Source organism: Roseomonas sp. OT10 (assembly GCF_020991085.1).
Classification (GTDB): domain Bacteria; phylum Pseudomonadota; class Alphaproteobacteria; order Acetobacterales; family Acetobacteraceae; genus Roseomonas; species Roseomonas cutis.
The window spans coordinates 1,896,672-1,922,433 of the sequence record NZ_CP087719.1 but is presented as its reverse complement, the minus strand read 5'-3'; the positions used below and the strand labels follow the sequence as shown (position 1 = coordinate 1,922,433).

22 protein-coding genes and 1 tRNA gene are annotated in these 25,762 nt (G+C 73.6%); 8 read left to right on the top strand and 15 right to left on the bottom strand.

Features of this window, described 5'->3' with window-relative positions:
- Position 1: 1 nt before the first annotated feature.
- From LPC08_RS08910 to recG, 4 genes are all read right to left on the bottom strand, one after another.
- Complete coding sequence (locus LPC08_RS08910) at positions 2 to 733, bottom strand: ABC transporter permease subunit (RefSeq protein WP_230452339.1); 732 nt, start codon at positions 731 to 733, stop codon at positions 2 to 4.
- The gene (locus LPC08_RS08905; protein WP_230452338.1) at positions 733 to 1,497 is read right to left on the bottom strand and encodes an ABC transporter ATP-binding protein; all 765 of its coding nucleotides are present in this window, start codon (positions 1,495 to 1,497) and stop codon (positions 733 to 735) included. The genes LPC08_RS08910 and LPC08_RS08905 overlap by 1 nt, the downstream gene beginning before the upstream one ends.
- 94 nt (positions 1,498 to 1,591) lie before the next feature.
- Complete coding sequence (locus LPC08_RS08900; protein ID WP_230452337.1) at positions 1,592 to 1,804, bottom strand: hypothetical protein; 213 nt, start codon at positions 1,802 to 1,804, stop codon at positions 1,592 to 1,594.
- Between the two features lie 83 nt (positions 1,805 to 1,887).
- A complete protein-coding gene (gene recG / locus LPC08_RS08895) occupies positions 1,888 to 3,957 on the bottom strand; it encodes an ATP-dependent DNA helicase RecG (RefSeq protein ID WP_230452336.1) in 2,070 nt (689 codons plus the stop codon).
- Positions 3,958 to 4,044: 87 nt separating this feature from the next.
- On the opposite strand from recG, the gene LPC08_RS08890 reads away from it, so the two are divergent.
- The gene (locus LPC08_RS08890) at positions 4,045 to 4,365 is read left to right on the top strand and encodes an FAD assembly factor SdhE (RefSeq protein ID WP_230452335.1); all 321 of its coding nucleotides are present in this window, start codon (positions 4,045 to 4,047) and stop codon (positions 4,363 to 4,365) included.
- Positions 4,305 to 7,946: a transcription-repair coupling factor gene (gene mfd, locus LPC08_RS08885; RefSeq protein ID WP_370643321.1), complete on the top strand. Its 3,642-nt coding sequence runs from the start codon at positions 4,305 to 4,307 to the stop codon at positions 7,944 to 7,946. Before LPC08_RS08890 ends, mfd begins: the two co-directional genes overlap by 61 nt.
- On the opposite strand, the gene LPC08_RS08880 is transcribed toward mfd, so the two are convergent.
- The 10 genes from LPC08_RS08880 to LPC08_RS08835 all read right to left on the bottom strand — a co-directional run bounded on the left by LPC08_RS08880 (position 7,888) and on the right by LPC08_RS08835 (position 18,630).
- Positions 7,888 to 8,277, bottom strand: a complete 390-nt coding sequence (locus LPC08_RS08880; RefSeq protein WP_230452334.1) for a hypothetical protein — start codon at positions 8,275 to 8,277, stop codon at positions 7,888 to 7,890. The genes mfd and LPC08_RS08880 overlap by 59 nt on opposite strands.
- Entirely contained in the window at positions 8,274 to 8,942 is a 669-nt protein-coding gene (locus tag LPC08_RS08875; protein WP_230452333.1) for a DsbA family oxidoreductase, read from the bottom strand. The genes LPC08_RS08880 and LPC08_RS08875 overlap by 4 nt, the downstream gene beginning before the upstream one ends.
- 341 nt (positions 8,943 to 9,283) lie before the next feature.
- The gene (locus LPC08_RS08870) at positions 9,284 to 10,165 is read right to left on the bottom strand and encodes a hypothetical protein (RefSeq protein ID WP_230452332.1); all 882 of its coding nucleotides are present in this window, start codon (positions 10,163 to 10,165) and stop codon (positions 9,284 to 9,286) included.
- Positions 10,166 to 10,170: 5 nt separating this feature from the next.
- A complete protein-coding gene (locus LPC08_RS08865) occupies positions 10,171 to 12,045 on the bottom strand; it encodes a glycosyltransferase family 4 protein (RefSeq protein ID WP_230452331.1) in 1,875 nt (624 codons plus the stop codon).
- A complete protein-coding gene (locus tag LPC08_RS08860) occupies positions 12,042 to 14,699 on the bottom strand; it encodes a methyltransferase domain-containing protein (RefSeq protein ID WP_230452330.1) in 2,658 nt (885 codons plus the stop codon). The genes LPC08_RS08865 and LPC08_RS08860 overlap by 4 nt, the downstream gene beginning before the upstream one ends.
- A gap of 60 nt (positions 14,700 to 14,759) precedes the next feature.
- Positions 14,760 to 15,623, bottom strand: coding sequence for a glucose-1-phosphate thymidylyltransferase RfbA (gene rfbA, locus LPC08_RS08855; protein ID WP_230452329.1), 864 nt, complete (start codon positions 15,621 to 15,623; stop codon positions 14,760 to 14,762).
- Between the two features lie 2 nt (positions 15,624 to 15,625).
- Positions 15,626 to 16,522, bottom strand: a complete 897-nt coding sequence (rfbD, locus tag LPC08_RS08850; RefSeq protein WP_230452328.1) for a dTDP-4-dehydrorhamnose reductase — start codon at positions 16,520 to 16,522, stop codon at positions 15,626 to 15,628.
- Positions 16,522 to 17,589 (bottom strand): dTDP-glucose 4,6-dehydratase, encoded by a 1,068-nt coding sequence (rfbB, locus tag LPC08_RS08845; RefSeq protein ID WP_230452327.1) that lies wholly within the window; start codon positions 17,587 to 17,589, stop codon positions 16,522 to 16,524. Before rfbB ends, rfbD begins: the two co-directional genes overlap by 1 nt.
- A 13-nt stretch (positions 17,590 to 17,602) precedes the next feature.
- A complete protein-coding gene (gene rfbC / locus LPC08_RS08840) occupies positions 17,603 to 18,208 on the bottom strand; it encodes a dTDP-4-dehydrorhamnose 3,5-epimerase (RefSeq protein WP_230452326.1) in 606 nt (201 codons plus the stop codon).
- A 332-nt stretch (positions 18,209 to 18,540) separates the two neighbouring features.
- Positions 18,541 to 18,630 (bottom strand) — tRNA-Ser (locus LPC08_RS08835).
- Between the two features lie 54 nt (positions 18,631 to 18,684).
- Between LPC08_RS08835 and LPC08_RS08830 the strand changes: the two genes are divergently transcribed.
- On the top strand, positions 18,685 to 19,692 hold the full coding sequence (locus LPC08_RS08830) for a lipid A deacylase LpxR family protein (RefSeq protein ID WP_230452325.1): 1,008 nt from the start codon (positions 18,685 to 18,687) through the stop codon (positions 19,690 to 19,692).
- A 45-nt stretch (positions 19,693 to 19,737) separates the two neighbouring features.
- Here the strand turns inward: LPC08_RS08830 and LPC08_RS08825 are convergent, their stop codons facing one another.
- The gene (locus LPC08_RS08825; protein WP_230452324.1) at positions 19,738 to 20,538 is read right to left on the bottom strand and encodes a Hint domain-containing protein; all 801 of its coding nucleotides are present in this window, start codon (positions 20,536 to 20,538) and stop codon (positions 19,738 to 19,740) included.
- A gap of 330 nt (positions 20,539 to 20,868) precedes the next feature.
- Between LPC08_RS08825 and LPC08_RS08820 the strand changes: the two genes are divergently transcribed.
- The 5 genes from LPC08_RS08820 to LPC08_RS08800 are packed head-to-tail and all read left to right on the top strand — an operon-like array spanning position 20,869 to position 25,739.
- Positions 20,869 to 21,864 (top strand): lytic murein transglycosylase, encoded by a 996-nt coding sequence (locus LPC08_RS08820; RefSeq protein ID WP_230452323.1) that lies wholly within the window; start codon positions 20,869 to 20,871, stop codon positions 21,862 to 21,864.
- Positions 21,861 to 22,805 (top strand): septal ring lytic transglycosylase RlpA family protein, encoded by a 945-nt coding sequence (locus LPC08_RS08815; protein ID WP_230452322.1) that lies wholly within the window; start codon positions 21,861 to 21,863, stop codon positions 22,803 to 22,805. The genes LPC08_RS08820 and LPC08_RS08815 overlap by 4 nt, the downstream gene beginning before the upstream one ends.
- Before the next feature lie 51 nt (positions 22,806 to 22,856).
- Positions 22,857 to 24,062 (top strand): D-alanyl-D-alanine carboxypeptidase family protein, encoded by a 1,206-nt coding sequence (locus tag LPC08_RS08810; protein ID WP_230452321.1) that lies wholly within the window; start codon positions 22,857 to 22,859, stop codon positions 24,060 to 24,062.
- A gap of 4 nt (positions 24,063 to 24,066) precedes the next feature.
- Positions 24,067 to 24,714 (top strand): dTMP kinase, encoded by a 648-nt coding sequence (gene tmk / locus LPC08_RS08805; RefSeq protein ID WP_230452320.1) that lies wholly within the window; start codon positions 24,067 to 24,069, stop codon positions 24,712 to 24,714.
- Positions 24,711 to 25,739 carry a DNA polymerase III subunit delta' gene (locus LPC08_RS08800; protein ID WP_230452319.1) on the top strand — a complete coding sequence of 343 codons (1,029 nt, stop codon included), beginning with the start codon at positions 24,711 to 24,713 and terminating at the stop codon, positions 25,737 to 25,739. The genes tmk and LPC08_RS08800 overlap by 4 nt, the downstream gene beginning before the upstream one ends.
- Positions 25,740 to 25,762: the final 23 nt, after the last annotated feature.

Genomic DNA, 25,762 nt, shown 5'->3' with positions numbered 1-25,762 from the left:
GTCAGTCGGCCTTGCTGTGGTCCACGGCGACGGCGTTCGCGAAGAGCCAGAAGCCGATGAAGGTCGCGAAGAAGACGAGGTCGCGGGCGGTGACCACCCCGCGGGAGAAGGCGGCCAGCCGGTCGGTCACCGAGAGGCCGCGGGCGATCTCACTGAGCGCCGGCAGGTTGCGGTCCAGGAACTCGCCCACCACCGGCGAGCCGGCGGCGGCGAAGAGGAAGCAGACCGCGACCGCGAGCACGAAGGCGATCACCTGGTTCTTGGTCAGCGCCGACACCGCCGCGCCGATGGCGAGGTAGGCCCCGGCCACCAGCAGGCAGCCGAGATAGCCCGCCGCGATCACGCCATTGTCCGGGCTGCCCAGGATGTTGACGGTGATGACCAGCGGGAAGGTCAGGGCGAGCGCGATGGCGCAGAAGGCCCAGGCGGCCAGGAACTTGCCCAGCACCGCCTGCCACTGCGCGATGGGCAGGGTCAGCAGCAGCTCGATCGTCCCCTGCCGCCGCTCCTCCGCCCAGAGCCGCATGGTCAGCGCGGGCACGAGGAACAGGAACAGCCAGGGCACGAACTGGAAGAAGGGCTGCAGGTCGGCGGTGCCGCGCGAGAAGAAGCCGCCCAGCGTGAAGGTCAGCGTGCCCGACAGCACCAGGAAGACGATGATGAAGACATAGGCGACGGGCGTGGCGAAGTAGCCGGACAGCTCCCGGCCGGTGACGGCGAGGACGTTGCGCATCAGGCGGCCTCCGCCCCGCGTGCGGGCCCCATCAGGGGGGTGAGGGTCAGGTCGGCGAAGACGGCGTCCAGGGTGGGGCCGCGCCGGGCCAGATCGGCCGGGGTGGAATCGGCCACGATCCGCCCCTGGGCGATCACCACCGCCCGGGTGCAGATGGCCGAGACCTCCTCCAGCAGGTGGGTGGAGATCAGGATCGCCTTCTGCGGCGCCATGCGGACCAGCAGCTCCCGCGCCTCGCGCTTCTGGTTGGGGTCCAGCCCGTCCGTCGGCTCGTCCAGCACCAGCACCGGCGGGTCGTGCAGCAGCGCCTGGGCCAGGCCGACCCGGCGCTTGAAGCCCTTGGAGAGGGTCTCGATCGGCTGCAGCCGCACGCCCTCCAGCGTCGTCAGCGCCATGGCATGGGCCACCCGGTCGCGCGCCTCGCCGCCCGAGAAGCCGCGCACCCGCGCCACGAAGCGCAGGAAGCCGAGCACGGTCATCTCCGGCCAGGTCGGCGCGCCCTCCGGCAGGTAGCCGAGGTGCTTCCGGGCCTCGACTGGGTCATCCACCACGTCGTGGCCCAGGATGCGGGCGGTGCCGGCGGTGGGGGTCACGAAGCCCGCCAGCATCTTCATCGTGGTGGATTTGCCGGCCCCGTTCGGGCCCAGGAAGCCGACCACCTCGCCCGCCCGGACGGAGAAGGAGAGGTCGTCGACCGCGGTGAAGCTCCCGAACCGCTTGGTCAGGCGCTCGATCTCGATGAAACCCGCGCTGTCGCCGGACAAGCCCGCACCCCGAATGTTACCGCGCGCCGGGTTTACGCCGCGACCGGCGCAACGCAAGCCCCGGGCGCGTTGCCGAGTGTGTCCCGGGCCGGCCTCAGCGCCGCAGCTCCTCCTGGATGCGGGCGAGGTCCAGCGGCATGACCAGGACGTTGCCGATCCGCGCGCCCGGCTCGCGGGCCGCGACCGTCTTCGCGGCGCGCGCCTCCGCCTTCTGCTTGTTGATGTCCACGATCACCGCCATGGAGAAGCGGTGCTCCTCGCCCATGTAGTAGGACACGGTCACGGCGAAGGCCTGCTTGCTGGCCATTGGGGTCGTCTCCGGGAATGCCTCGGCCGCCGTGCTTACCGGGCGCCGGCCCCAACGCCTACCCGGGCGCCTATCCCGGGCGCCTACCCGGCGCCCAGCCGTTCCAGCGTCAGGTCGTGCCCGAAGAGCGGCAGCAGCCGCTGCGCCGCGAGCCCGCGGGGGGTGGAATCGAGCCGCGGGTCCTTCCGCAGCAGCAGCTCCGCGTCCTGGTGCGCCACGCGGACCAGCCCGGCATGGCGCTCCGGGTCCACCAGCCGGCGCCCGATCCGCCCCGCCTGCCGGGTGCCCAGCGCGTCGCCGCCGCCCCGGTGCTCCAGGTCGGCGTCCGCGATGACGAAGCCGTCCTCCGTGTCGCGCAGCACGGCGAGGCGGCGCTTCTCCCCCTCCGCCAGCTCGGCCGAGGGGAGGAGGAGGCAGTAGGACTGCGCCGCGCCGCGCCCGACCCGGCCGCGTAACTGGTGCAGGGCGGCGAGGCCGAAGCGCTCCGCCTGCTCGATGATCATGATGGTCGCCTCGGGCACGTCCACGCCCACCTCGACCACCGTGGTCGCGACAAGGAGCTGCGCCCGCCCGGCGGCGAAATCGCCCAGCGCGGCCTCGCGCGCCTCCAGCGTCTGCGCGCCATGGGCGAGGCGGACCCGCTCGCCGAAGACCTCGCGCAGCGCGGCATAGGTCGTCTCGGCGGCGGCGTTGTCGTGCTGCTCGCCCTCCTCGATGGCGCGGACCACCCAGTAGGCGCGGTGCCCCGAATCGAAGGCGCGGCGCAGCGCGGCCAGCACTTCCTCCCGCCGCTCGCGCGAGACGATGCGGGTGACGATCGGCTTGCGCCCGGCCGGGCGCTCGTCGAGGCGGGAGACGGCCATCTCGCCCCATTGGGTGAGGAGAAGGGTGCGCGGGATGGGGGTCGCGGTCATCACCAGCATGTCCGCCTCGCTGCCCTTGCCCGCGAGCATGAGCCGCTGCGACACGCCGAAGCGGTGCTGCTCGTCCACCACCACCAGGGCCAGGTCGCGGAAGGCCACCTTCTCCTGGAACAGCGCATGGGTTCCCACCACCAGCGGGATCGCCCCGCTGGCCAGGCCCAGCAGCACGCGGGAGCGCGCCTTGCCCTTCACGCTGCCGGCCAGCAGCTCCACCTGCACCCCGGCCGCCCCGGCGAGCTTGGCGAAGGTGCGCAGGTGCTGCCGGGCCAGCAACTCCGTGGGGGCCATCAGCGCCGCCTGCGCCCCGGCCTCGACGGCGCGCAGCATCGCCATGAGGGCGACGAGGGTCTTGCCGGAGCCGACATCGCCCTGGAGCAGCCGCAGCATCCGGCGGGGCGCGGCGAGGTCGGCATCGATCTCCGCGACCGCCCGCGACTGCGCCCCGGTCGGCGCGTGCCCGAAGGCGGCCAGCGCCTTCTCCCGCAAGGCCCCGTCGCCCGTCAGCGACCGCCCCGGCCGGTGCTGCACCGCCCGCCGCACCAACCCGATGGCGAGCTGCCCGGCCAGCAGCTCGTCATAGGCGAGCCGGTCGCCCGGTTCCGGCCCAGGCAGGGAGTCCGGCGCCTGCAAGGCGCGCAGCGCCGCGGCGAAGCCGGGCCAGCGCCGCTGCCGCAGCAGGGCGGGGTCCTGCCAGTCCACCGCCTCCTCCAACCGTTCCAGCGCCGCGTCCATGGCGCGTGCCACGTCGCGCCCGGTCAGCCCCTTCACCAGCGGCCAGACGGGTTGCAGGGGCGGGATCTCATCCGGCGGGGACACGAAATCCGCCCCCGCCATCTGCCAGCGCCCGCCATACTGGGTGAGCCGGCCGGACACGGTCCGCACCGCGCCGGCCGGGAAGCGCTTCGCCAGTTCCGCCCCCACCCAGCGGCCGCGACGGAAATCGGCGATCTCCAGCGTCGTGCCGCCGCAGCGGCAGCGCACCACCCAGGGGCGGGAGACATTGGGCGGCGGCGCCACCTCCACCACGGTCACGGAGAGGGTGCCGATGTCGCCATCCATCGCCTCGTCCAGCGAGGTCACCCGGCGCCGGTCCACGTATCGTTCCGGCAGATGGAAGAGCAGATCCACCACCCGCCCGCCGCCCACGGCCTCGGCCAGCCGCGTGGCCTTGGGGCCGGGTTCGACGAGGTCGGCGAGCGGGGAGAGCAGGGGGTCCGTGCGGGCTGACATGACAGGATGCGGGGCTTATATGGCAGCGGACGAACGAAGGGCGAACCCCGCCCCGGCTCCCCGCGGCCCCCAACTCAGGCCAGACCCATGCCCAGCGACGCCCCCGAAGACCTTCCGCCCCGCCGCAAGCGGCTGCTGTTCCGGGCCTGGCACCGCGGCACGCGGGAGGCCGACCTGATGATCGGGCGTTTCGTGGCAGAGCGGATCGCGGGCTTCTCCGAAGCCGAGCTGGACGAGCTGGAGTCGGTGCTGGAGCTGCCGGACGTGGACCTGGCGGACTGGCTCTCAGGCCGCCGTCCCATCCCGGCGGAGCATGCGACGCCGATGCTGGAGCACATGGCCCGGGAATGCGGCGGGCTGGGCGCCGGGGTGCCGCCGGAGGCCCGACGAAGCGGGGGCGCCGCTTGAACGCGCCCACGGCCACGGGCCTCACCCTGCACGGCGCGCCGGAGGGCTTCGACGCGCTGCTCCTGGCCCGCCGCCGCGCGGAGACGGACAAGCCGCTCCTGCACGTCTGCCGCGACGACGCCCGCATGGCGCGGCTGGCGGAGGCGCTGGGCTTCTTCGCCCCTGGCGTCGAGGTGCTGCGCTTCCCCGCCTGGGACTGCCTTCCCTATGACCGCGTCTCCCCCAATCCGGAGATCGTGGCCGAGCGCGTCGCCACCCTGGCGCGGCTGGTCGAGCCAGAGGCCGTGCCCCGCATCGTCCTGACCACGGTCAACGCGCTGGTGCAGAAGGTGCCGCCCGCCGGGGTGTTCCGCGGCGCCAGCCTGACTCTCGCGCGCAACGGCCGGGTGAAGCCGGAGGAACTGACCCGCTTCCTCGAATCCAACGGCTACGGCCGCACGGGCACGGTGATGGAGCCGGGCGAGTACGCCGTGCGCGGCGGCATCATCGATCTCTACCCCTCGGGCGAGCCCGGCCCCGTGCGGCTGGACCTATTCGGCGACGAGATCGAGAGCCTGCGCCGCTTCGACCCCTCGACCCAGCGCAGCGCGGAGGCGCTGGAGTCGCTGCGCATCCGGCCGGTGGGGGAGGTCTCGCTGGACCCGGACTCCATCGCCCATTTCCGCACCGCCTATGTCGACCTGTTCGGCGCGGCGGCGACCGAGGACCCGCTCTACGTCTCCGTCTCCGCCGGGCGGCGGCATCCGGGGATGGAGCACTGGGCGGGACTGTTCCATGAATCCATGGCGGTGCTGCCGGACTACCTGCCCAGCGCCGAGGTCAGCCTGGACCACCAGGCGGAGGACGTGCTCGCCGCCCGGATGGAGATGGTGGAGGACCACTACGAGGCCCGCCGCCTGCCGCCGCGCGACGGCGAGGTGCCCTATCGCCCCGCCCCGCCGCGCAGCCTCTACCTGGAGAAGGGCGGCTGGGACCGGATGCTGGCGCGCGGGCCGCTGGCGCGCTTCTCGCCCTTCGCCGGGGAGAGCGGGCCCGATGCCGGCGGCCGGCCGGGGCGGCTCTACAGCGACGTGCGCGCCTCGGGCGGCAACGTCTTCGCGGCCTACAAGGAACAGGCGGAGGTCCACGCCGCCCAGGGCCGCCGGCCGGTGCTGGCCGCCTGGACGCGCGGCTCGCGCGAGCGGCTGGGCAACCTGCTGCGGGAGAACCGCATCGCCGCCGAGGCGGTGGAGGACTGGGCCGCCGCCCGCAAGCTCGCCCCCGGCGCGGTGGCGCTGGCGGTGGTGGGCGTCGAGCGCGGCTTCGTCGCGGACGGCATCGCCCTCACCGGCGAGCAGGACCTGCTGGGCGAGCGCATCGCCCGCCCGCCGCGCCGCCGCAAGCGCGCCGACCAGTTCATCGCGGACGCGACAGAGATCGCCGAGGGCGACCTCGTGGTGCATGCCGACCACGGCATCGGCCGCTATGACGGTCTGGTCACCATCGAGGTCAACGGCGCGCCGCATGACTGCCTGCGCCTGATCTACGAGGGCAACGACCGCCTGTTCCTGCCGGTCGAGAACATCGAGGTGCTGACGCGCTTCGGCAGCGAGTCGGCCGGCGTGGCGCTGGACAAGCTGGGCGGCGCTTCCTGGCAGAACCGCAAGGCCAAGGCCAAGCAGCGCATCCGCGACATGGCGGCGCAGCTCATCCGCACCGCCGCCGAGCGCAAGGTGCAGGAGGGCCGGGCGGCCACCCCGCCGGAGGGCGCCTGGGACGAGTTCGCCGCCCGCTTCCCCTTCGCCGAGACGGAGGACCAGCAGCGCGCCATCGCGGACGTGGTCGAGGACCTGGCCTCGGGCAAGCCGATGGACCGGCTCATCTGCGGCGACGTGGGCTTCGGCAAGACGGAGGTCGCTCTGCGCGCCGCCTTCCTCGTCGCCATGACGGGGGCGCAGGTGGCCGTGGTGGTGCCGACGACACTCCTCGCCCGGCAGCATTTCCGCACCTTCTCGAAGCGCTTCGAGGGGCTGCCCTTCACGGTTGCCCAGCTCTCCCGCCTGGCCACGGCGAAGGAGGCGGCGCAGACGCGGGAGGGGCTGAAGGACGGCACGGTGAACGTCGTCGTCGGGACCCACGCCCTCCTCGCCAAGGGCATCGAGTTCGCCGATCTCGGCCTCGTCATCGTGGACGAGGAGCAGCATTTCGGCGTCGCCCACAAGGAGCGGCTGAAGGCGCTCAAGACGGATGTCCACGTCCTGACGCTGACCGCCACGCCCATCCCGCGCACGCTGCAACTGGCGCTGTCGGGGGTGCGGGAGATGAGCGTGATCGCCACGCCGCCGGTGGACCGCCTGGCGGTGCGGACCTTCATCATGCCCTTCGACGGCGTGGTGATCCGCGAGGCCATCCAGCGCGAGCGCTTCCGCGGCGGGCAGATCTTCTGCGTCGTCCCGCGCCTGGAGGACATGCCCAAGGTCTCCGCCCGGCTGCGCGAGATCGTGCCCGAGGCGCGGGTGATCGAGGCGCATGGCCGGCTCTCCGCGACCGAGCTGGAGCGGGTGATGACCGAGTTCGGCGACGGCAAGCACGACATCCTGCTCGCCACCAACATCGTCGAGAGCGGGCTCGACATGCCGGCGGTGAACACGCTGATCATCCACCGCGCGGACATGTTCGGCCTGGCACAGCTCTACCAGCTCCGCGGCCGCGTCGGGCGCGGCAAGCAGCGCGGCTATGCCTACCTCACCTGGCCGCCGGCGCACCGGCTCTCCGCCGCCTCGCAGAAGCGGCTGGAGGTGATGCAGACGCTGGACAACCTGGGCGCCGGCTTCACCCTCGCCAGCCACGACCTGGACATCCGCGGCGCCGGCAACCTGCTGGGCGACGAGCAGTCCGGCCAGATCCGCGAGGTCGGCATCGAGCTCTACCAGCAGATGCTGGAGGAGGCGGTGCAGGAGGTGCGCTCGCGCGGGAAGCGCCGGCGGGAGGAGGAGGCGGACACCGACTGGACGCCGCAGATCAACCTCGGCCTGCCCGTCCTCATCCCCGAGGGCTACGTGCGCGACCTGCCGGTGCGCCTCGGCCTCTACCGCCGCATCGGCACCCTCGCCTCCGAGGCGGAGGTGGAGGCGATGGCGGCGGAGCTGGTGGACCGCTTCGGCCCGTTGCCGGCAGAGGTGGAGAACCTGCTCCAGGTCGTCTCGATCAAGCGCCTCTGCCGCGAGACGGGGGTGGAGAAGCTCGATGCCGGGCCCAAGGGCGTGGTGCTGGCCTTCCGGAAGAACCGCTTCGCCAACCCCGGCGGGCTGGTGAACTGGGTCGCCGCGCAGAAGGGCATGGTGAAGCTGCGCCCCGACCACAAGCTGGCCCTGGTGCGGGAGATGGAGCTGCCCGACCGGGTCCGCGCGGCGCGCGACATCCTGGCGGCGCTGGCGACGGTGGTGCGGGAGGGCGAGGAGCCCGGCCGGGGCCCCACGCCGGCCGTCCTGTCCTTCGCGAGCCCCCCCGCGAAGCCGCCGGCGGCCCCCCCGGCCAGGACGATCAGTGCGCCGCCCGGTTCCACAGGGCGGAAAGGGTTCCCTCCAGCTCGGAGGCGGTGAAGGCCACCAGCGGGTCGTCGCGGAACTCGTTCAGCTTGTCGCGGAAGATGCCCTCGCGGCGGACCAGTGCATCCGCCTCTGCCAGGAAGCGGCCCATCTCCTCGGCCGAGGGGGTGGCGCCCTTCGCGCCCGCCTCGTCGATCCGCGCCATCAGCCCGCTCATCGGCCGCAGCCAGGCGAAGTCCTCGTGGTGCATCACCGCCTGCCACAGGGCGAAGGGATTGCCCGAGGACGGGTGGCCCGTGGCCTGCACGTTCAGCAGCGCCTTGTGCAGCGCCGCCAGCGCGGCGGCCAGACGCTTGTGCGGGGCGGTGCCGGGGGTTCCGCTCATGCCCATTCTCCTTCCGCGATGGCCACGTCCAGCAGCCGTTCCAGCACCTCCGGCTCCTGCGCCCCGGCGATGGCGTGCCGGCCGGAGACGACGAAGCAGGGCACGCCGTTGATGCCCAGCCGGTGCGCCCGCAGGTTCTCGGCATGCACCGCCTCGGCCTCGGACTGGCTGGCCAGGAAGCGGCGCAGCGCGACGCGGTCCAGCCCCAGCGCGCCGCCGATCGCCACCAGCGTGCCATGGTCGCCGATGTCGCTGCCGCTGGTGAAATGGGCCAGGAACAGCGCATCCACCATGGCGTCGGCCGCCCCGTGGCGTGCGGCGAAGCGCACCACCCGGTGCGCGTCCATCGAGGCGGGGACGCGGCGCAGCAGGTCGAAGCGGAAGGGGATGCCCTCGGCCCGGCCCAGCTCGCCCAGCGTCGCGTGCAGCCGGCGCGCCCGGTCCTCCCCGCCGAACTTCCGGGCCATGTAGTCGTGCCGCGCCACGCCCGCCGAGCTCGCCTCGGGGTTCAGCAGGAAGGGGCGCCAGACCAGCTCCGGCGTCACCTCGGGCCGCGCGCGCAGCGCCCGCCGCAACCTTCGGGTGCCGAGGAAGCACCAGGGGCAGACCAGGTCGAAGACCACCTCGATGGTCAGGCGGATGCGCGGCGGCGATAGGATGTTCACGGCCGGACAGTAGAGCAGATGGCGCGCGGAGGGGAATCTCCCGGGGTGGCGGAGCGGTCCGCGCGCCCGGACCGCCATCCACGCGATGCGTTGGTCACCATCCGCGAGCCGGCCGATGGGACGTCCCGCCACGAGCTGGCGAGGGGCGGAAGCGACGCTGCCCGCCCCGGCCATCGGCGATCAAAGGATCGCCGTTCCTCAGCGCCACCGAGCGACCTGGGCGGATCGGCGGCGCCGCTGCCGAAGGCGGGCCGGGTCGTCCGGCGCGCCCCTGGCGACGCTCCCCGCAGCGCTCCGGCGGCAGCCGGCCCAGGGCCGGGCGGGGGCTCTGTCCGCCCGTATCAGTCGATCATCCCCTGCGGCGGCGCGGGGTCGTTGTCGCGCGACGTCACCTGCCGGCGCCAGTCCGGTATGGCCCCGATGGCCTTCCCGCCGCCCCGCCCAAGCTGCGTGGCCAGCCAGGTGGCATCCACCAGGGCGCAGCCCTGGGCGCGCAGCCGGCTGCTCAGCATCTGCTCGTTCAGGATGGCGAGGGTCTTGCTCTCGAAGAAGGCCAGGGTGCCCGCATCCAGCCGGAAGCGCGAATGCCATCCCGTGCCCTGGCCGGTCCCGTCGCCGGTGAGCCAGCCGAGGATGTTCTGCCGGTAGCCTTCGGAGATCGGCGCCTCCGCGAGGAACGGCGCCTCCGGCCTGCCGCTGAAGAAGGCCGCGCGCTCCGTCACCCCGGCCAGCGAGCCGAGCAGGCGCAGCTCGGCCGGCGGCAGCAGGACGAAGGAGCTGCGCAGCCATGCCTGGCAGCCGAAGCCCAGCAGCGAGACCGGATCGTTGTAGTAGTCGACATGCCCCACCGCCGCCGCGCGGCCGTGGATCGCCCGCAGCATCGGCGTGTCGAAGCGGTCGAGGTAGCGGACATAGAGCTGCCGGAAGGCGGAGGTGGCAAGGTGGACGAAGTCGTAGCCGTCCAGCCGGTCGCCCAGCCAGCCGACCGCGGAGTCCCAGGCCGAGAACTCCCAGGCGTCGTTCGACCCGCCGATCAGGGTGACGCCCGGCTCCAGCGCTTCCTCGTGCCCCGGCGGCAAGGCGTTGTCGCTGACGACCACCTCGTGCGCGACCTCGGGCATCTGGCCCCGGAACAGCGCCCGGATGTCGGGCAGCGCGTCGGCGTACTTCGCCGTGCCGTGCCGCGCCAGGAGGGTGACGACTCGCATGCGGTCGATGGGCATCCCGGTCAGCCTCGCAGCACGTCGTCGCGGTGCAGCCACCGCTCGGCGCTGACCCCCGCCAGGCCGCGGTCCAGCAGCTCCAGCAACAGGGCCGCGCTCTCGCGCCAGCCGGTGACGGGTGCGCCCGCGTCCAGGCGGACGCCCTGCGGCAGGGCCGCGACGGGCATCCCCTCCAGCACCCGGCCGAGCGCGTCGACCAGGGAGGCAGGGTCGCCGAAGGGGATCAGCCGGCCGGGCAGGCGGGCATGGCCGGCGATCTCCTCCCAGATCGGCGAGCGACGGACGATCACCGGCCGGCCATAGGCCAGCCCCTCCACCACCGGCAGGCCGAAGCCCTCGTAGAAGGAGGGGAAGACGATGGCACGCGCCGTGGCGATCAGCCGATGCACCTCCTCGCTGTCGGCCTGCCCGCTGGGAATGGCCTGGACGAAGGGCGTCGGCTCCGCCTCCCCGCCCAGCACCACGAGGCGCTGGAAGGGAAAGGCCTGGGTCAGGACCGACAGGGTCAGCGCCAGCGCCTTGTGGTCGTAGCTGTTGCCGAACAGCAGGACATGCTCGCCCTCCGGCAGGTCGCGGAAGGCCGCGAGGGACTGCTCCTCCTGCTTCAGGCTGAGATGCGCCACCGCCTGCGCGACCCCGGGCGAGAGCGGGAAGCGCGTCCGGAAGCGGTCGCGCGAATAGCCCGAGATGAAGGCCAGCCCGTCGGCATGACGCGCGATCAGGCGCCAGACCGCTCCCGTCCGGTCCGGCAGCGGGTAGAGGGCATCCCAGCCGATCGTGTCGAGGATGTTGAAGGCGATCACCAGCGCATGCCGGTGCAGGGCCTTCACCGGCGCCAGGTCGAAGGGCTGATTCGGCGTCAGCGCCGCCGCGTAGCGGTCCAGGATCGGGCCGTGGCGGTGGCCAAACCCCGGGTAGCGACGCTTCAGCTCGTGGAACCGGGCCGCCTCCGGCGTGCTGAGCACGTCGATCTGCCAGCCCGTGTCCAGGGCCGCCATGCCGTCCAGCAGGCCCAGGGTGCACAGCGCGGTACCGTTGAACACGGGCGAGAGGCCGTGGCAGTCGAGCAGCAGCCGCCGCCGCTCCCCGGCCGGCGGGAAGCCGGCGCTCAGCAGCGCCTCGAACCGCCGCTGCGGCAGGTCCGCATTCTGCGCGGCGGCGCGGCGCGAATCCGGGTAGGCCGCCGCCAGCAGCGCGGCCTCGGAGGGCGGCGGCAGGGGATAGGCCTGCTCCGGCCCGAGGGTCGAGGCGACGACGGTCCGGTTCGCCACCACGTTGCGGAAGCCGCAGCGGCGGGCCTGGCAGAGCGCGTAGGCGAGGGCGCCGGCGCCGCTGGCCAGCCCCGCGGGAAGGGAGACGATCTCCGCCAGCTCGGGCCGCAGCAGCATGCAGGCGGCGGGCAGCTCCGCGGTGATCAGATGCTCCGGCAGGCGCGACAGGGCACCGCGCGAGGTCTCCGGCTCCGGCGCGGCCAGCGCCCCACGCGCCGGCAGGGGATGGACCAGGTCGGTCGCCGCCGCGGCCAGGCGCGGCTGGCTGCTGCCGAACATGGGATCGGCGGCCAGGGCCCGCAGCAGCCTCGGGACCACCGCGCTGGGCGGGATGATCGGGCCCGTCAGCACCAGCAGGAAGCGGCCGCGCCGCGCCGCCGCCATCAGCGCGGCGTGGAAGGCCTCGGCCGGGTCCGCCCCCGGCGCGGCATGGGCGGCAAGCTCGGGCGGCAGGGTCCGGCCGGGCGGCAACGCCAGGCGGACCTGCCCCGCGACGAGGCTCAGCTCGCCCTCGCGCATCAACCGGCGCAGGTGGGCGGCCGGATCGGTGGCCTCGCTCTCCGCGCCGGAAAGGTCGGCGAAGACGTCGTAGGCGGGCGGTGCGGTCATGTCGGGCCGCTCGTTCCATCCCGGCGCCCGAGGAACCGGCGCAGGGGCTCGTAGACGATGTCGGGGGAGAAGGCGCGGGCGAGCGTGTCGTTCTCGCGCAGGATCGCCTCCGCCGCCGCGTCGTCGGTGAGGAGGCGGATCAGCGCGCGGGCGAAGGTGAACCAGTTCCCGGCCACATGGCAGAAGGGGCGTGCCTCCGCGGGGATGCCCTCGGCCCCGGTGGGCCAGGTCACCACCGGAAGGCGGAAGCCGAGCGCCTCGACCGTCTTGATCTTCAGCCCGGTGCCGGCGACCGCGGGGTTGATGGCGACGCGCGCCGCCGCATAGGCCAGGTCCAGCCGCTCCACCCGCCCGAGCAGCCGCACCCCGTCCGGCGGGTCGAGGAGACCCTCTCCGACGGAGCCGACCACGTGCAGCTCCGCCTCCGGCACCTCGCGACGCACCAGCGGCCAGGCGAGGTCGAGGAAGCTCTGCAGCCCCTGGAGGTTCATGGCGTTGGCCGAGGCCACGAGGATGGCGACCGGGGCCGCTACCGGGGCACGCAAGCCGCCGGCGGCCGGGATGTCCACCCCGACGCTGAGGACGGCGCGGCCGGGGACCAGCCGCTCGATCTCCGCCGCCTCCTCCGGCTGGATGGCGAGGACCCCGTCCGCCCGGCGCAGCAGCGAGGCCTCCTCCTCCGGCGTCAGGCTCAGCGTGTCCCGCACGCCGAAGCGCACCACCTTGCCCGCCTTGGACGAGAACACGTCATGGGTGTCCACCAGCGTCAGGGGCCTGGGCTGCAGCAGCGGGAAGGCGCGGGTCATGAAGACGTACTCGCCGATGAGCAGCTCCGCCCGCAGCTCCTGCTGCAGGTGGCACAGCAGATCGGCGGCGACATCGGGACAGAAGGTCCGCTCGTGGCCGAGGAGGCGCGACTGGCCCCCCGCATCGTCCTCCTGCAACAGCGCCGCCATGGCCCGCGGCCGACGCCCGCGCAGCGGCTCCAGCAGCGCCTCGCCGCCCGGGAGCCGGTGCCACACCGTGCCGTCATGCTGGCAGATCACGAGGTTCGGATAGACCGCCGCCAGCTCGGCCCGCCGCGCCGCCGGGGGCTCCTCGCCCGGCAGGGGCACCAGCAGCAGCGTCATGTCCCATCCCTGGCCGGCGAGCCAGGCGAGCAGGCGATGGATGCGGTACTCGTTCCCCGCCCGCGGCGGATAGGGAAGCACGTGCCCGAGCAGCAGGCCGCGCCGGCCGCCCCCGGCCGGCAGCGCCTCCGGATGCGGTGCCGCCGGCGGGGGCAGCGGGCGGGGATCGAAGGTCACCTGGCGCGGCGGCGCGGCGAAGGGGAGGGATATCGGAGCCGCCGTGGGCACGGGCAGCGCGGGCGGGGCCGCCCCGCCGCCCCGGAAGGGGCGCAGCGTCGCCAGCCGCCAGGCCCCGCGCGCCGAGCGCATCGCCAGGTCCAGGGTGCGCGGATGCCGCGTGGTCACCGCCTGCAGCCGGTGCAGGGCGCCGGGATGCCGCTCCAGGAAGCCGCGCAGCGGCCCCGTCAGGCGCCAGCTGACGGAATTCTGCAGCGCCTCGGCCAGCCCCCGGGCGGCTGCCAGCTCCTCGCCGGTCTCGCGCAGCGCCGATTGCAGCGCCTCGCGGGCCCGGCGGTCCGCCGACAGCTCGCGGCCGGCCAGATCCAGCCGTCGCTCCAGCGCGGCACGCTCCCGCTCCAGCGCGGCCACCTCCTCCGCCCGGCGGGCCAGTTCTCGGCGGCAGTCCTGCGCCTCCGCCTCCTGGGCAAGCCGCCGTTCGTCGTGCCGGCCCAGCTCCGCCCGCATCTGCCGGACCTGCCCGGCTTCCTCGGCCAAGCGCCGCTCCGCGGCATCGGCCGCGGCGAGGCGGTTGAAGATCGCCTCCACCCCGCCGGTCTCGATGTAGAGGCTGCCGCCGGTCCGGCGCAGGGGCGCATCGGAGGCGAGGGCCACGAGGTAGATCGGCCGCGGCAGCCCCGTGGAAGCCTCGAACAGCCGCTGGTCGCGGCGCTCGAAGGTGACGAGGGGCTGGGCGCCGGCGGCGGGCGGCGCCTCGGGCATGACGGCGGAGCCGAGCATCGGGCGCTGCGCATAGAGGTCGACATGCGGGAAGTGGCGGTGCAGCAGCGTGCCGAACTCGGCCCGGGTCAGCTCGCGGGCATGGTACGGGTTGGGCGCGCTCCCGGCCGGCGAATAGACGTCCCGCTCGGGGGAGCTGATGACCAGCAGGCCGCCGGGGCGCAGCACCCGGCGGATTTCCGCCAGGAAGGCGTCGTGCTCGTAGAAGTGCTCGATCGTCTCGAAGGAGACGACGGCGTCGACGCTGGCGTCGCGTAAGGGCAGGCTGCGCGCGTCCCCCGCCAGGTAGCGCAGGTTCGGGCCGGGATAGGCGGCACGGGCATGCGCGACCGCGTCCTCCGCCAGCTCCACCCCGACCACGGACCGGGCGACCTGCGCCAGCATCGCCGCGCCGTAGCCCTCGCCGGACGCAACATCGAGCACGTCCAGCCCGCGGCAGAGCGAGCGGGCGAAGAAGTAGCGGTGCAGGTGCTCGATCTCGGTCTGGCCCGAGGTCTCGGTGGTCAGCCGCTCCCCCGTCCAGCGCAGCGCATGCGGCGGGACGGGGCGCTCGAAGATCTCTCCCATGCGGGGGCCGGTCCTGTCTGATGCGGGGATCCGGGGGCGATGGCCGTCCCCCGGCCGCGCCTACTCCGCCAGCCCTTCGAGGTAGCGCCCGTAGCCGCTGTTGCGCAGCGGCGCGGCGACCTTGCGGAGCTGCGCCTCGTCGATGAAGCCCTGGCGGAAGGCCACCTCCTCGGGGGCGGCGATCTTCTGGCCGGTGCGCTTCTCGATGGCGCGGACGAACTCCCCCGCCTCCAGCAGGCTCTCATGCGTGCCCGTGTCGAGCCAGGCATAGCCGCGGCCCAGCCGGCAGACATGCAGCGAGCCCTCGCGCAGGTAGAGCTGGTTCAGGTCGGTGATCTCCAGCTCCCCGCGCGCCGAGGGCTTCATGGTCCGGGTGAGGGAGGGCGCGCGGCCGTCGTAGAAGTAGAGGCCCGTCACCGCCCATTCCGAGCGCGGCTGCTTCGGCTTCTCCTCGATGCTCAGCGCCCGGCCCTCGGCATCGAACTCGACCACGCCGTACCGCTCGGGGTCGGCCACATGGTAGGCGAAGACCGAGGCGCCGGCCGGCCTCGTCTTGGCCTCGGCCATCTGCCGTTCCAGCCCGTCCCCGAAGAAGATGTTGTCCCCGAGGATCAGGGCGCAGGGGCCGCCCGCCAGGAATTCCTCGCCCAGCAGCAGCGCCTCGGCGATCCCCGTCGGCTTGGCCTGCTCCTGGAAGACCAGCCGGACGCCCCATTGCGAGCCGTCGCCCAGCAGCCGCCGGAAGAGCGGCAGGTCCTGGGGGGTCGAGATGACCATGATCTCCCGGATGCCCGCGAGCATCAGCACGGAGAGCGGGTAGTAGACCATCGGCTTGTCGTAGACGGGCAGCAGCTGCTTCGAGACCGCCAGCGTCGCCGGGTAGAGCCGGGTGCCGCTGCCCCCGGCCAGGACGATGCCCTTCATGGTCAGACCTTTTCCTTGCTGCCGATCAGACGGTCGAGGCAGCGTTCCAGCGCCGGCCGCCAATCGGGCTGCGCGATACCATGGATGGCGGCGATCCTGGTGCAGTCGAGGCGGGAATCCGCCGGTCGCCGGGCCTTCGTGGGATACTCCGCCGTGGTGATCGGATGCAGCACGGGGGAGGGCAGGGCACGCGCTCCGGCGCCCCCGAAGATTGCCGCGGCGAAGCCGTACCAGCTGGTATAGGGCGCGCCGGTGAGGTGGAAGACGCCGAAGGCGGGGTCCCCCTCCGGGCTGGCATGCAGCCGGGGCAGCATCGCGGCGATCGCCGCGGCGAGGTCGTCGGCGAAGGTCGGCGCGCCCTGCTGGTCGGCCACGATCCGCAGCTCGGGCCTTTCCCGGCCCAGGCGGAGCATGGTCCGCACGAAGTTGTTGCCGTCGGCCGAGCAGACCCAGGCGGTGCGCAGCACCAGCGTGCGGGGATTGGCCTTCAGCGCCGCCTCCTCCCCCGCCAGCTTGGACGCGCCATAGGCCCCCGTCGGGTTGGTGGCGTCCTCCTCGGTGTAGGGCGCCCCCTTGGTGCCGTCGAAGACGTAGTCGGTGGAGAGCTGGACGAAGGGCGCCCCCGCGCCCTGCGCCGCCGCGGCCAGCAGGCGCGCGCCGTCGCGGTTGACCGCCATGGCCGCCTCCGGCTCGTCCTCGGCGCGGTCGACCGCCGTGTAGGCGGCCGCGTTGATGACGACCTCCGGCTGCAGCACCTTCACCGCCGCCCGGATCGTCTCCGGCCGGGTCAGGTCCAGCTCCGGCCGGCCCAGGGCGGTGACGTCGTGCCCCGCCTCCGCCAGCCGCGTCCGCAGGGCGAGGCCGAGCTGCCCGACCTTCCCGGCGACCAGCACGCGCATCAGGCCGGAGCCTTCCCGGCCCCGAGCCCCAGTCGCTCGCCGCCATAGACGCGCTCGCGCAGGGGGCGCCACCACCACTCATTGTCCAGGTACCAGCGCACGGTGCGCCCGATGCCGCTCTCGAAGCTCTCGGCCGGGGTCCAGCCCAGCTCGCCGGCGATCTTGGTCGCATCGATCGCATAGCGCCGGTCGTGGCCCGGGCGGTCGGGGACGAAGGTGATCAGCCGCCGCCGGGATCCCTGGCCGTCGGGGGCCAGCCCGTCCAGCAGGTCGCAGATGGTCTCCACCACCGCGAGGTTCCGCCGCTCGCTGTTGCCGCCGATGTTGTAGGTCTCGCCCGGCCGGCCGCGCGTGACCACCGCGACCAGGGCACGGACATGGTCCTCGACGAACAGCCAGTCGCGGATGTTGCCGCCGTCGCCGTAGACGGGCAGGGGCTTGCCCTCCAGCGCGTTGAGGATGACCAGCGGGATCAGCTTCTCGGGGAAGTGGAAGGGCCCGTAGTTGTTGGAGCAGTTGGTGACCAGGGTCGGCAGGCCGTAGGTCTCGTGCCAGGCGCGGACCAGATGGTCCGAGGAGGCCTTGCTGGCCGAGTAGGGCGAGCGCGGGTCGTAGGGCGTCGTCTCGGTGAAGGCGCCGGTCTCGCCCAGCGAGCCGTACACCTCGTCCGTCGAGATGTGGTGGAAGCGGAAGCCGTCCCGCGCCGCGCCGGACAGGCCCTCCCAGTAGCCGCGCGCCGCCTCCAGCATGGAGAAGGTGCCCACGACATTGGTCTGGATGAAGGGCGCGGCGCCGGAGATGGAGCGGTCCACATGGCTCTCGGCGGCCAGGTGCATCACCGCGTCGGGGCGGAACCCGGCCATCGCCCGGGCCATGGCCGGGGTGTCGAGGATGTCGGCCTGGAGGAAGGCGAAGCCCGGCCTGTCCTCGCAGTCGCGCAGCGAGCGGCGCTCGCCGGCATAGGTCAGCTTGTCCACCACCAGGACCTCGTCGCCCCGGTCGAGGACGAGGTGGCGGGCGAGGGCGGAGCCGATGAAGCCGGCGCCGCCGGTGACGAGGACGCGCATGGCGCGGCGCTCCTTAGCCGAAGATCCGGGGCAGGTCGCGCAGCTTCGGCTGGCGACGGTCCTTGTCGGAGAGCAGCGCCGCCTCCGGCGCCACCGGCCAGGCGATCCCCAGCTCCGGGTCGTCCCAGGCCAGGCCGCGGTCGCAATCCGGCGCGTAGAGGTCGGTCACCTTGTAGGTGATCTCGGTATCGGGCTCGAGCGTGCAGAAGCCATGGGCGAAGCCCTCGGGGATGAAGAACTGCTGGTCGTCCGTCCCGCGCAGCTCCACCGCGCAATGCTGGCCGAAGGTGGGCGAGGAGGCCCGCAGGTCCACCACCACGTCCAGGATGGCGCCGCGCAGCACCCGGATCAGCTTGGCCTGGGCATGCGGCGGGGTCTGGAAGTGCAGCCCGCGCACCGTGCCGGCCGGGCGGGACAGGGACTGGTTGTCCTGGACGAAGTCGTGATCGATGCCGACCGCGACGAAGTCCCGCCGGTTGTAGGTTTCCGTGAAGAAGCCACGGGCATCGGAAAAGCGCCGGGTGGTCACCAGCAGCACGCCCGGCAGCTCCAGCTCCCTGGCCTCGACATTGCCGGACCGGCGGACCGCCGGCGCGTCCTGGAGGGTGCTGAGCTGCATGCCTGTCTGCCGGGTCCCGTTCTGCTCCCCGAGCCGGGGGTGAGCGGAGTTCATACGGAGGTTTAACTGCCCTCGCAATCTGGCCAGGGCGAAGCGGAATCAACATCCGGCTGGCGTTGTACCGAAAAAGCAACAAAATGGGCCCCGCGGTAGCGAATTGTTCGCGGGGGAAGCAGGCCGGTCCTGGTCGGAGGCGGGGCAGGGCCCTGTCTGCCGCTGCCGGGGCGGCATGGGCCTCCCCGGGGCGGGGGATTCCCGACTCGCGCGGCCAGGTCCGGGCCTTCCCGGTGCGGCCGGCCCGCTGCAACCGGCCTCCCGGAGCGCGCCACGGGTGGCGGACAGGGTGGGATTCGAACCCACGGTGGGCTTGCACCCACGGCGGTTTTCAAGACCGCTGCCATAGACCGCTCGGCCACCTGTCCCGCGCGGGGCCCTCCTTGCGCCGATCCGGGGGAACGAGGCAAGGGAGGGGCCGCATGCGCATCCTCGCCCTCGCCGCCCTGCTTCCCACCCTGGCCGCCGGCACCGCGGCCGCCCAGACCCGCCCGGTCGATTCCGTGCCACCGCCGGACCAGTACGGGACCTGGAGCCTGACCACGGAGAACGACCTCTTCGGCGGCGGGTCGGACCGCAACTACACGAACGGGCTGCTGCTGACCTGGCGCTCGCCCAGCGCCGACCTCCCCGGCCCCTTCGCCTGGCTGGACCGGCAGATGGACTGGGTGATGGGGCCGGGGGAGCTGCGCTGGGGCCTGTCGCTCGGCCAGAACATGTACACGCCGACGGACACGCAGCGGCGCAACCCGGATCCGCGGGACCGTCCCTATGCCGGGCACCTCTACGGCGCCTTCAGCCTCAGCCGCACCACGGAGCTGACGCAGACCCTGCTGGAAATCCAGGCCGGCGTGGTCGGCCCGGCGGCGCTGGGCGAGCAGGTGCAGAACAACTACCACCGGCTGATCAACGTCGACACGGCCAAGGGCTGGGACTACCAGCTCAAGGACGAGCCGGCGCTGGACGTGCTGCTGGAACGCCGCTGGCGCCTGCCGCTGCAGGCGCTGGGCGGCATCCGGACCGAGGCGATCCCCAGCGTCACCCTCGCCGTGGGCAATGTGCAGACCTATGCCTCGGCCGGCGGGATGCTGCGGCTGGGCACGGCGCTGGACGCGGACTGGGGCCCGGTGCGCATTCGTCCCGCCCTGGCCGGTTCGGGCTTCATCCGCCCGCGCGACGAGTTCGGCTGGTACGTCTTCGCGGGGGTGGAGGGGCGCGCCATCGCCCGGGACATCTTCCTGGATGGCAACACCTGGCGGGATTCGCGCAGCGTGGACAAGCGGCCGCTGGTGGGCGATCTCCAGGCCGGCGTGGCGGTGCTGTGGCAGGGCATGCGCCTGGCCTATACCCAGGTGCTGCGGACCGAGGAGTTCTACGGCCAGAAGGGCGCGCAGTCCTTCGGCTCGATCAGCCTTTCCGTGCGCTTCTGACCCGCGCGGGCGGTCGGGGAGGGCTAGCCCTCCCCATGCCCGGCGTCAGGCGGCCAGGGCGGCCGGGAGCAGGGCCTCGGCGCGGGCGGCCAGCCGGGCGCGCAGGGCGGCCGGCACCTGGCGGTGCGACTTCGCCCGCGGCAGCGCCAGTTCCGCCATCTCCTCCGCCCCGCCCGGATGCTCCGCCCAGTTGTCGAAGCTCCGCCGCGCGGCGTTGTCGATGAAGCTCTCCGCCGCCACCCCCTCGGCCAGCACCAGCGCATGGTCGGCCAGCTCCACGTGGTAGTAGGTGAAGCGCTCCGGCATCGCCGTCTCGCGGGTGATGCTGCGGCCGTGCACCAGCGCTCCGGCCTGCACCAGCACCCCGTCCAGCAGCAGCGCATGGTCGGCCGAGACCAGCAGGTCGCGCACCGGCAGCCCCTCGCCCAGCGCCCCGGCGGCGATGCGCACGGGGGCCACGCGCAGCGGATCGGCGAAGGCGGTGCTGACCGTCTGCCGGCCCAGCCACACCACCGGCGCCTCGCGCCCGTCATGGGTCAGCACCAGGTCGCCCGCCCGCAGCTCCTCCACCGCCACCTCGCCACGCGGCGTCGCGATCAGCGTCCCCGACAGGAAGCAAAGAACGAAGGGGTCCACCTCCAGGGAGAAGGTGGTTCCCACGGCAGGAGGGGTGTTGGTGAGCGCGAAGTAGGACGTCCCACCCATGATCGGGTCGGGATTGAACGAGGATCCCACGAGCCCGCCCACGCCCTGGCCCTCATAGGTCCAGGTGCCGGCGCCGCCGCTGATGGTGATGCCGATCAAGTCGCCAGGATTGATGGTCGAGCTGGGCGTGTTGCTGTCCACCGTCCATATCAGCGACGAATCCACACCCTGAACCGTGAAGACGCTCCCGGACAGGGACAGGTACACAATGTGGGCGAAAGTGCCGGTGGCCATGCAGCATCTCTAGGTTGCATGCAGAGCAGAACCATGCACGTAACGTTGTGAAGAAATCAAGAAGCGGCCGGGATTTTCCTTGTCTGCGGGAATTTTCGCCGTTGCGTGGGATGCGCCACACACGCGTTGATGATCTGAATTGCCCGGTGTTCAACCGCCATGAGGCCGGCCCCTGGCCGCTGGCGCCGCGCAGCCCGTGCGTTGCCGTCCGGCGCCGCTAGTGCCACCTGTTCCCGCATGCCGCCGAACCGCCGCCTTCTCCTCCGCACCCTGTGCAAGGCCCTGGGGAGCGCCGTACCGGCCGCGCTGGTCGCGGCACCCGCCCTTGCCCAGGGAGCGGGCAGCTTCGCCGCCTTCCTCGACGGCGTCCGCGCCGAGGCCCGCCGGGCGGGCGTCTCCCAGCGGACGCTGGAGCGCGCCTTCGCCGGGCTGCGGCCCAATGACAAGGTGGTCGAGCTGGACCGCCGCCAGCCCGAGTTCACCATCACCTGGGAGCAGTATCGGGATGGCCGGCTGAGCCAGACCCGCATCGACCGCGGCCGCCAGATGGTGGCGGAGAACCGCGCCCTGCTGGAATCGATCGAGGACCGTTTCCAGGTCAGCCCGCGCATCGTCGTGGCGATCTGGGGGCTGGAGACGAACTACGGCTCGTTCACCGGCAACTTCAACGTGATCGAGGCCCTGGCCACGCTGGCCTGGGAGGGCCGCCGCGCCTCCTTCTTCCGGGGCGAACTGCTGGCCGCGCTGAAGATCCTCGATGCCGGTCATGTCAGCGTCGAGCGGATGCGCGGCTCCTATGCCGGCGCGATGGGCCAGCCGCAGTTCATGCCGAGCAGCTTCAACCGGCTGGCGGTGGATTTCGACAATGACGGCCGGAAGGATATCTGGGACGACCGCGCCGACGCGCTGGGCTCCATCGCCAACTACCTGTCCAAGAGCGGCTGGCGGAGCGGCGAGCGCTGGGGACGGGAGGTGCTGCTGCCGGCCGGCCTGGACCCCTCGGGGCTGAGCCGCGACAACCGCAAGCCGCTGGCCGAGTGGTCGCGGCTGGGCGTGCGGCAGGCGGATGGCGGGCCGCTGCCGGCCTTCGACCAGCCGGCCGGGATCGTGGTGCCGCGCGGCACCAGCGGGCAGGCTTTCGTGGTCTACCAGAACTTCAACGTCATCCGGCGCTACAACCCCTCCGACTTCTACGCGCTGGCCGTGGGGATGCTGGCGGATCTCGTGGCGTGACCGGGGGCCCGGCCCGCCGTGCCGGGGCCGGGCTCGCCGCCCTGGCCGCCGTGGCGGGGATGGGGCTCGTCCTGCTCGCGGGCTGCGGGGCGCCGCCGCCCCCGGCGACGCCGGAGCCGGTGTACCTGCTGGGCCAGCCCTACAGCCTCGGCGGCGTCTGGTCCTACCCGCGCGAGGATTTCGGCCTGGTCGAGACGGGGCTGGGCACGGTGATCGCCGAGGCAGCCGCCGGGCGCCGCACCGCCAATGGCGAGGTCTACGACCCCGCCGCGCTGACCGCCGCGCACCGGACGCTGCAGCTTCCCGCCATCCTGCGGGTCACCAACCTGGAGAATGGCCGCATCCTCCTGCTGCGCGCCAATGACCGCGGCCCGGCCGACCCCGGCCGGGTGCTCGCGGTGTCGAGGCGCGCCGCCGAGCTGCTGGGCATGAGCCCGGGGCGCCCGGCCCAGCTGCGCGTGGCGGTGGAGGGCGAGCCCTCCCGGGCCCTGGCCGTCGGGCTGCCGCGGGCGCCGGGCGAGGCGCCGGCCCTGGCCGTCGCGACCGCCGCCACCGTGGCCGTGCAGCGCGAGGACCTGGCCCCGCCGCCCGGGGCGCAACAGGCGGCGGTCCGGCGCGAGGGGCGTGCCCCGGCAGCCGCGGCGTCGCCGGCCCGTGAGACGGGCGCGGAGCTTCCGCCGCTGCGCCTGCCGGAGACGCTGCTCTCCGGCCCGGCCATGCCGGGGCGGCTCGTCGTGCAGCTCGGCAGCTTCACCGGCGCCGACGGGGCCCGGCGCCAGGCGGCCCGCATTCCCGGCGCGCGGGCGGAGGCGGTGGGCTCCGGACGCCGCGCGGAGTGGCGCGTTCGCCTCGGACCGTTTCCGGATGTTGCGGCGGCCGATCGCGCCCTTGAGCAAGTGCTGCGGAGCGGCGTATCGGAGGCCCGCATCCTGGTGGACTAGACCGCCGGAGGCGCCCGGCGGGGGAGCCGGGAGGGAAGGGGGATTTCCGCCATGACTCAGCGCCGCGACCTTCTGGGCACCGCCGCCCTGCTCGGCCTGCTCGGCACCGCCGGGGAGGCTGCGGCGCAGCGACGGCCGGCCCAGGGCGGCCGCGCCCCCGCGCCGCCGCCCGGCACGCCGGCGAGCACGCCGCTGGGGCCGCTGGACACCATCGCCAGGCAGGCCATCCTGATCGACGCCGACACGGGCGCCGTGCTGCTGGAGAAGAGCGCCGACGAGCGCATGGCGCCCAGCTCCATGTCGAAGCTGATGACCATGTACGTGGTCTTCGACATGATCCGGCAGGGCCGGCTGCGCTTCGACCAGCAGCTTCCGGTCAGCGAGCGCGCCTGGCGCATGGGCGGCTCGAAGATGTTCGTGGGCCTGGGCGACCAGGTCTCGGTGGAGAACCTGACCCGGGGCGTGATCATCCAGTCGGGCAACGACGCCTGCATCGTGCTGGCCGAGGGGATCGCCGGCAGCGAGCAGCAGTTCGCCGAGATCATGAACGAGTACGGGAAGAAGATCGGGCTGCAGAACAGCACCTTCCGCAACGCGACCGGCTGGCCCGACCCCGAGCACCGGATGACCGCGCGCGACCTGACCATCCTGGCCCGGCGCATCATCAAGGATTTCCCGGAGGATTTCCGCTTCTACAACGAGCGCTCCTTCCGCTGGCACGACATCAACCAGGAGAACCGCAACCCGCTCCTCTCCCGCGTCGCCGGGGCGGACGGGCTCAAGACGGGCCATACCGAGGAGGCGGGCTATGGCCTCACCGGCACCGCGAAGCGCGGCGAGCGGCGCCTGATCCTGGTGGTGAACGGCCTGCCGTCCATGCGCGCCCGCGCCGAGGAGAGCGAGCGGCTGATGGAATGGGGCTTCCGCGAGTTCGACAACGTGGTGCTGTTCCGCGCCGCCGATACGGTGGAGAGCGCGCCGGTCTATCTCGGCGAGCAGTCCACCGTGCCGCTGGTCGGCGGCCGCGACCTGGTCCTCACCCTGCCGCGCGGCTGGCGCCGGCAGCTGGAGGTGAAGGTGCAGTACGACAGCCCCTTGCAGGCCCCGGTCGCCAAGGGCCAGGAGGTCGGCAAGATCAGCGTCGCCGGGCAGGGCGTTCCGCCCATGACCCTGCCGCTGATCGCGGGGGCCGACGTGGGCAAGATGGGGCTGCTGCCGCGCATCCCCGCGGTCATCGGTCGCTGGGTGTCCGGTTGAGCCGGTGAGCCACGGCCCGCAGCCCGCCGCCCGCGGACGCTTCGTCACGCTGGAAGGCGGGGAGGGGGCGGGAAAAAGCACCCTCGCCCGTGCCCTCGCCGCGGCCCTGGCCGCCGCCGGCCAGCCGGCGCTGCGGACCCGCGAGCCTGGCGGCTCCCCGGGCGCCGAGGCCATCCGCGGGCTGATGCTCGGCCGCGACGGGTGGGACCCGCTGGCGGAGGCGATGCTGGTCACCGCGGCCCGGCGCGAGCACCTCGTCCACACCATCCGCCCGGCGCTGGAGGCGGGGATCTGGGTCGTCTCCGACCGCTTCGCCGACAGCACCCTGGCCTATCAGGGCCTCGCCCAGGGGCTGGGCGAGGCGCCGTGCCGCGCCCTGGCGGAGCTGGCGCTGGACGGGCTCCGGCCCGACCTGACCCTGGTGCTGGACGTGGAGCCGGGGCTGGGCACGGCGCGGGCCCTGGGCCGGGGCGATGCCAACCGCTTCGACGCGCGCGACGCCGCCTTCCATGCCCGCATCCGCCGCGCCTTCCTGGACATCGCCGCCGCCGAGCCCGGGCGCTGCCTGGTGCTGGACGCCGCGCGGCCGCCCGAGGCGGTGCTGGCCTCGGCCCTCGCCGCGCTGCGCGAGCGGCTGCCGGGCCCGGCATGAGCCTGCCGCCGGAGCCGCGCGCCAACCCGGAGCTGGTCGGGCAGGACGAGGCGGCCCTGGCCCTGCGCGAGGCGGCGCTGGGCGGACGGCCCCACCATGCCTGGCTGCTGGCCGGGCCGGAGGGGGTGGGCAAGGCCACGCTCGCCTACCGCTACGCCCGCTGGCTGTTGGCGGGCAGCCCGGAGGGGGCGGCGCCGCTGGCGCTCGACCCGTCGCACCCCGTCTTCTCGCGCGTCGCCAACGGCTCGCATGCCGACCTGCGGGTCCTGGCCCCCGAGGTGGCGGAGGGCAAGGTGAAGCGGCAGATCTCGGTGGAGGAGGCGCGGACGGTGCCGCGCTTCCTGTCCATGACCCCCGCCGAGGGCGGCTGGCGCGCGGTGATCGTGGACGAGGCCGCTGCGCTGGCCGGCGAGGCGCAGAACGCCCTGCTCAAGACGCTGGAGGAGCCGCCCGCCCGCGCCGTGCTGCTGCTGGTCACCGACGCGCCGGACCGGCTGCTGCCCACGGTGCGCAGCCGCTGCCGCCGGCTCGACCTGCCGCCGCTGGACCGGCCGCGGCTGGACGGGCTGCTGGCGCGCTGGCTGCCGGAGCTGCCGGGGGACGGGCGCGCGCGGCTGGCGGAGATGGCCGCGGGCTCCCCGGGCCGGGCGCTGCGCCTGGCCGAGGGCGACGCGCTGGCCCTGCACGAGGAGGTCGCCACCTTCCTGCGGAGCCTGCCCCGCCCGGAGCCGCGGGCGCTGCACGCCCTGGCCGACCGGCTGGCGGCGAAGCGCGACGGCAGCGCCTTCACCACCTTCGTGGCCCTGCTGCGCGACGCGCTGGCCCAGGTGCTGCGCCAGGCGGGACGTGGCGGCGCGGCGCCACCCTGGCTTGCGTCCCGGCCGCTTGCGGAGTGGGCGGGGCTGTGGGACATGCTGGGCCGCCTGGCGAACGAGACGGAGACGCTGTTCCTGGACCGCAAGCAGGCGGTCCTGGTCGGCCTCGGCGCGCTGGCCGTTCCGCCCCTGGGGCCCGGGACGGCCTGACCGCACCTCCGGCGCGGCGGGCG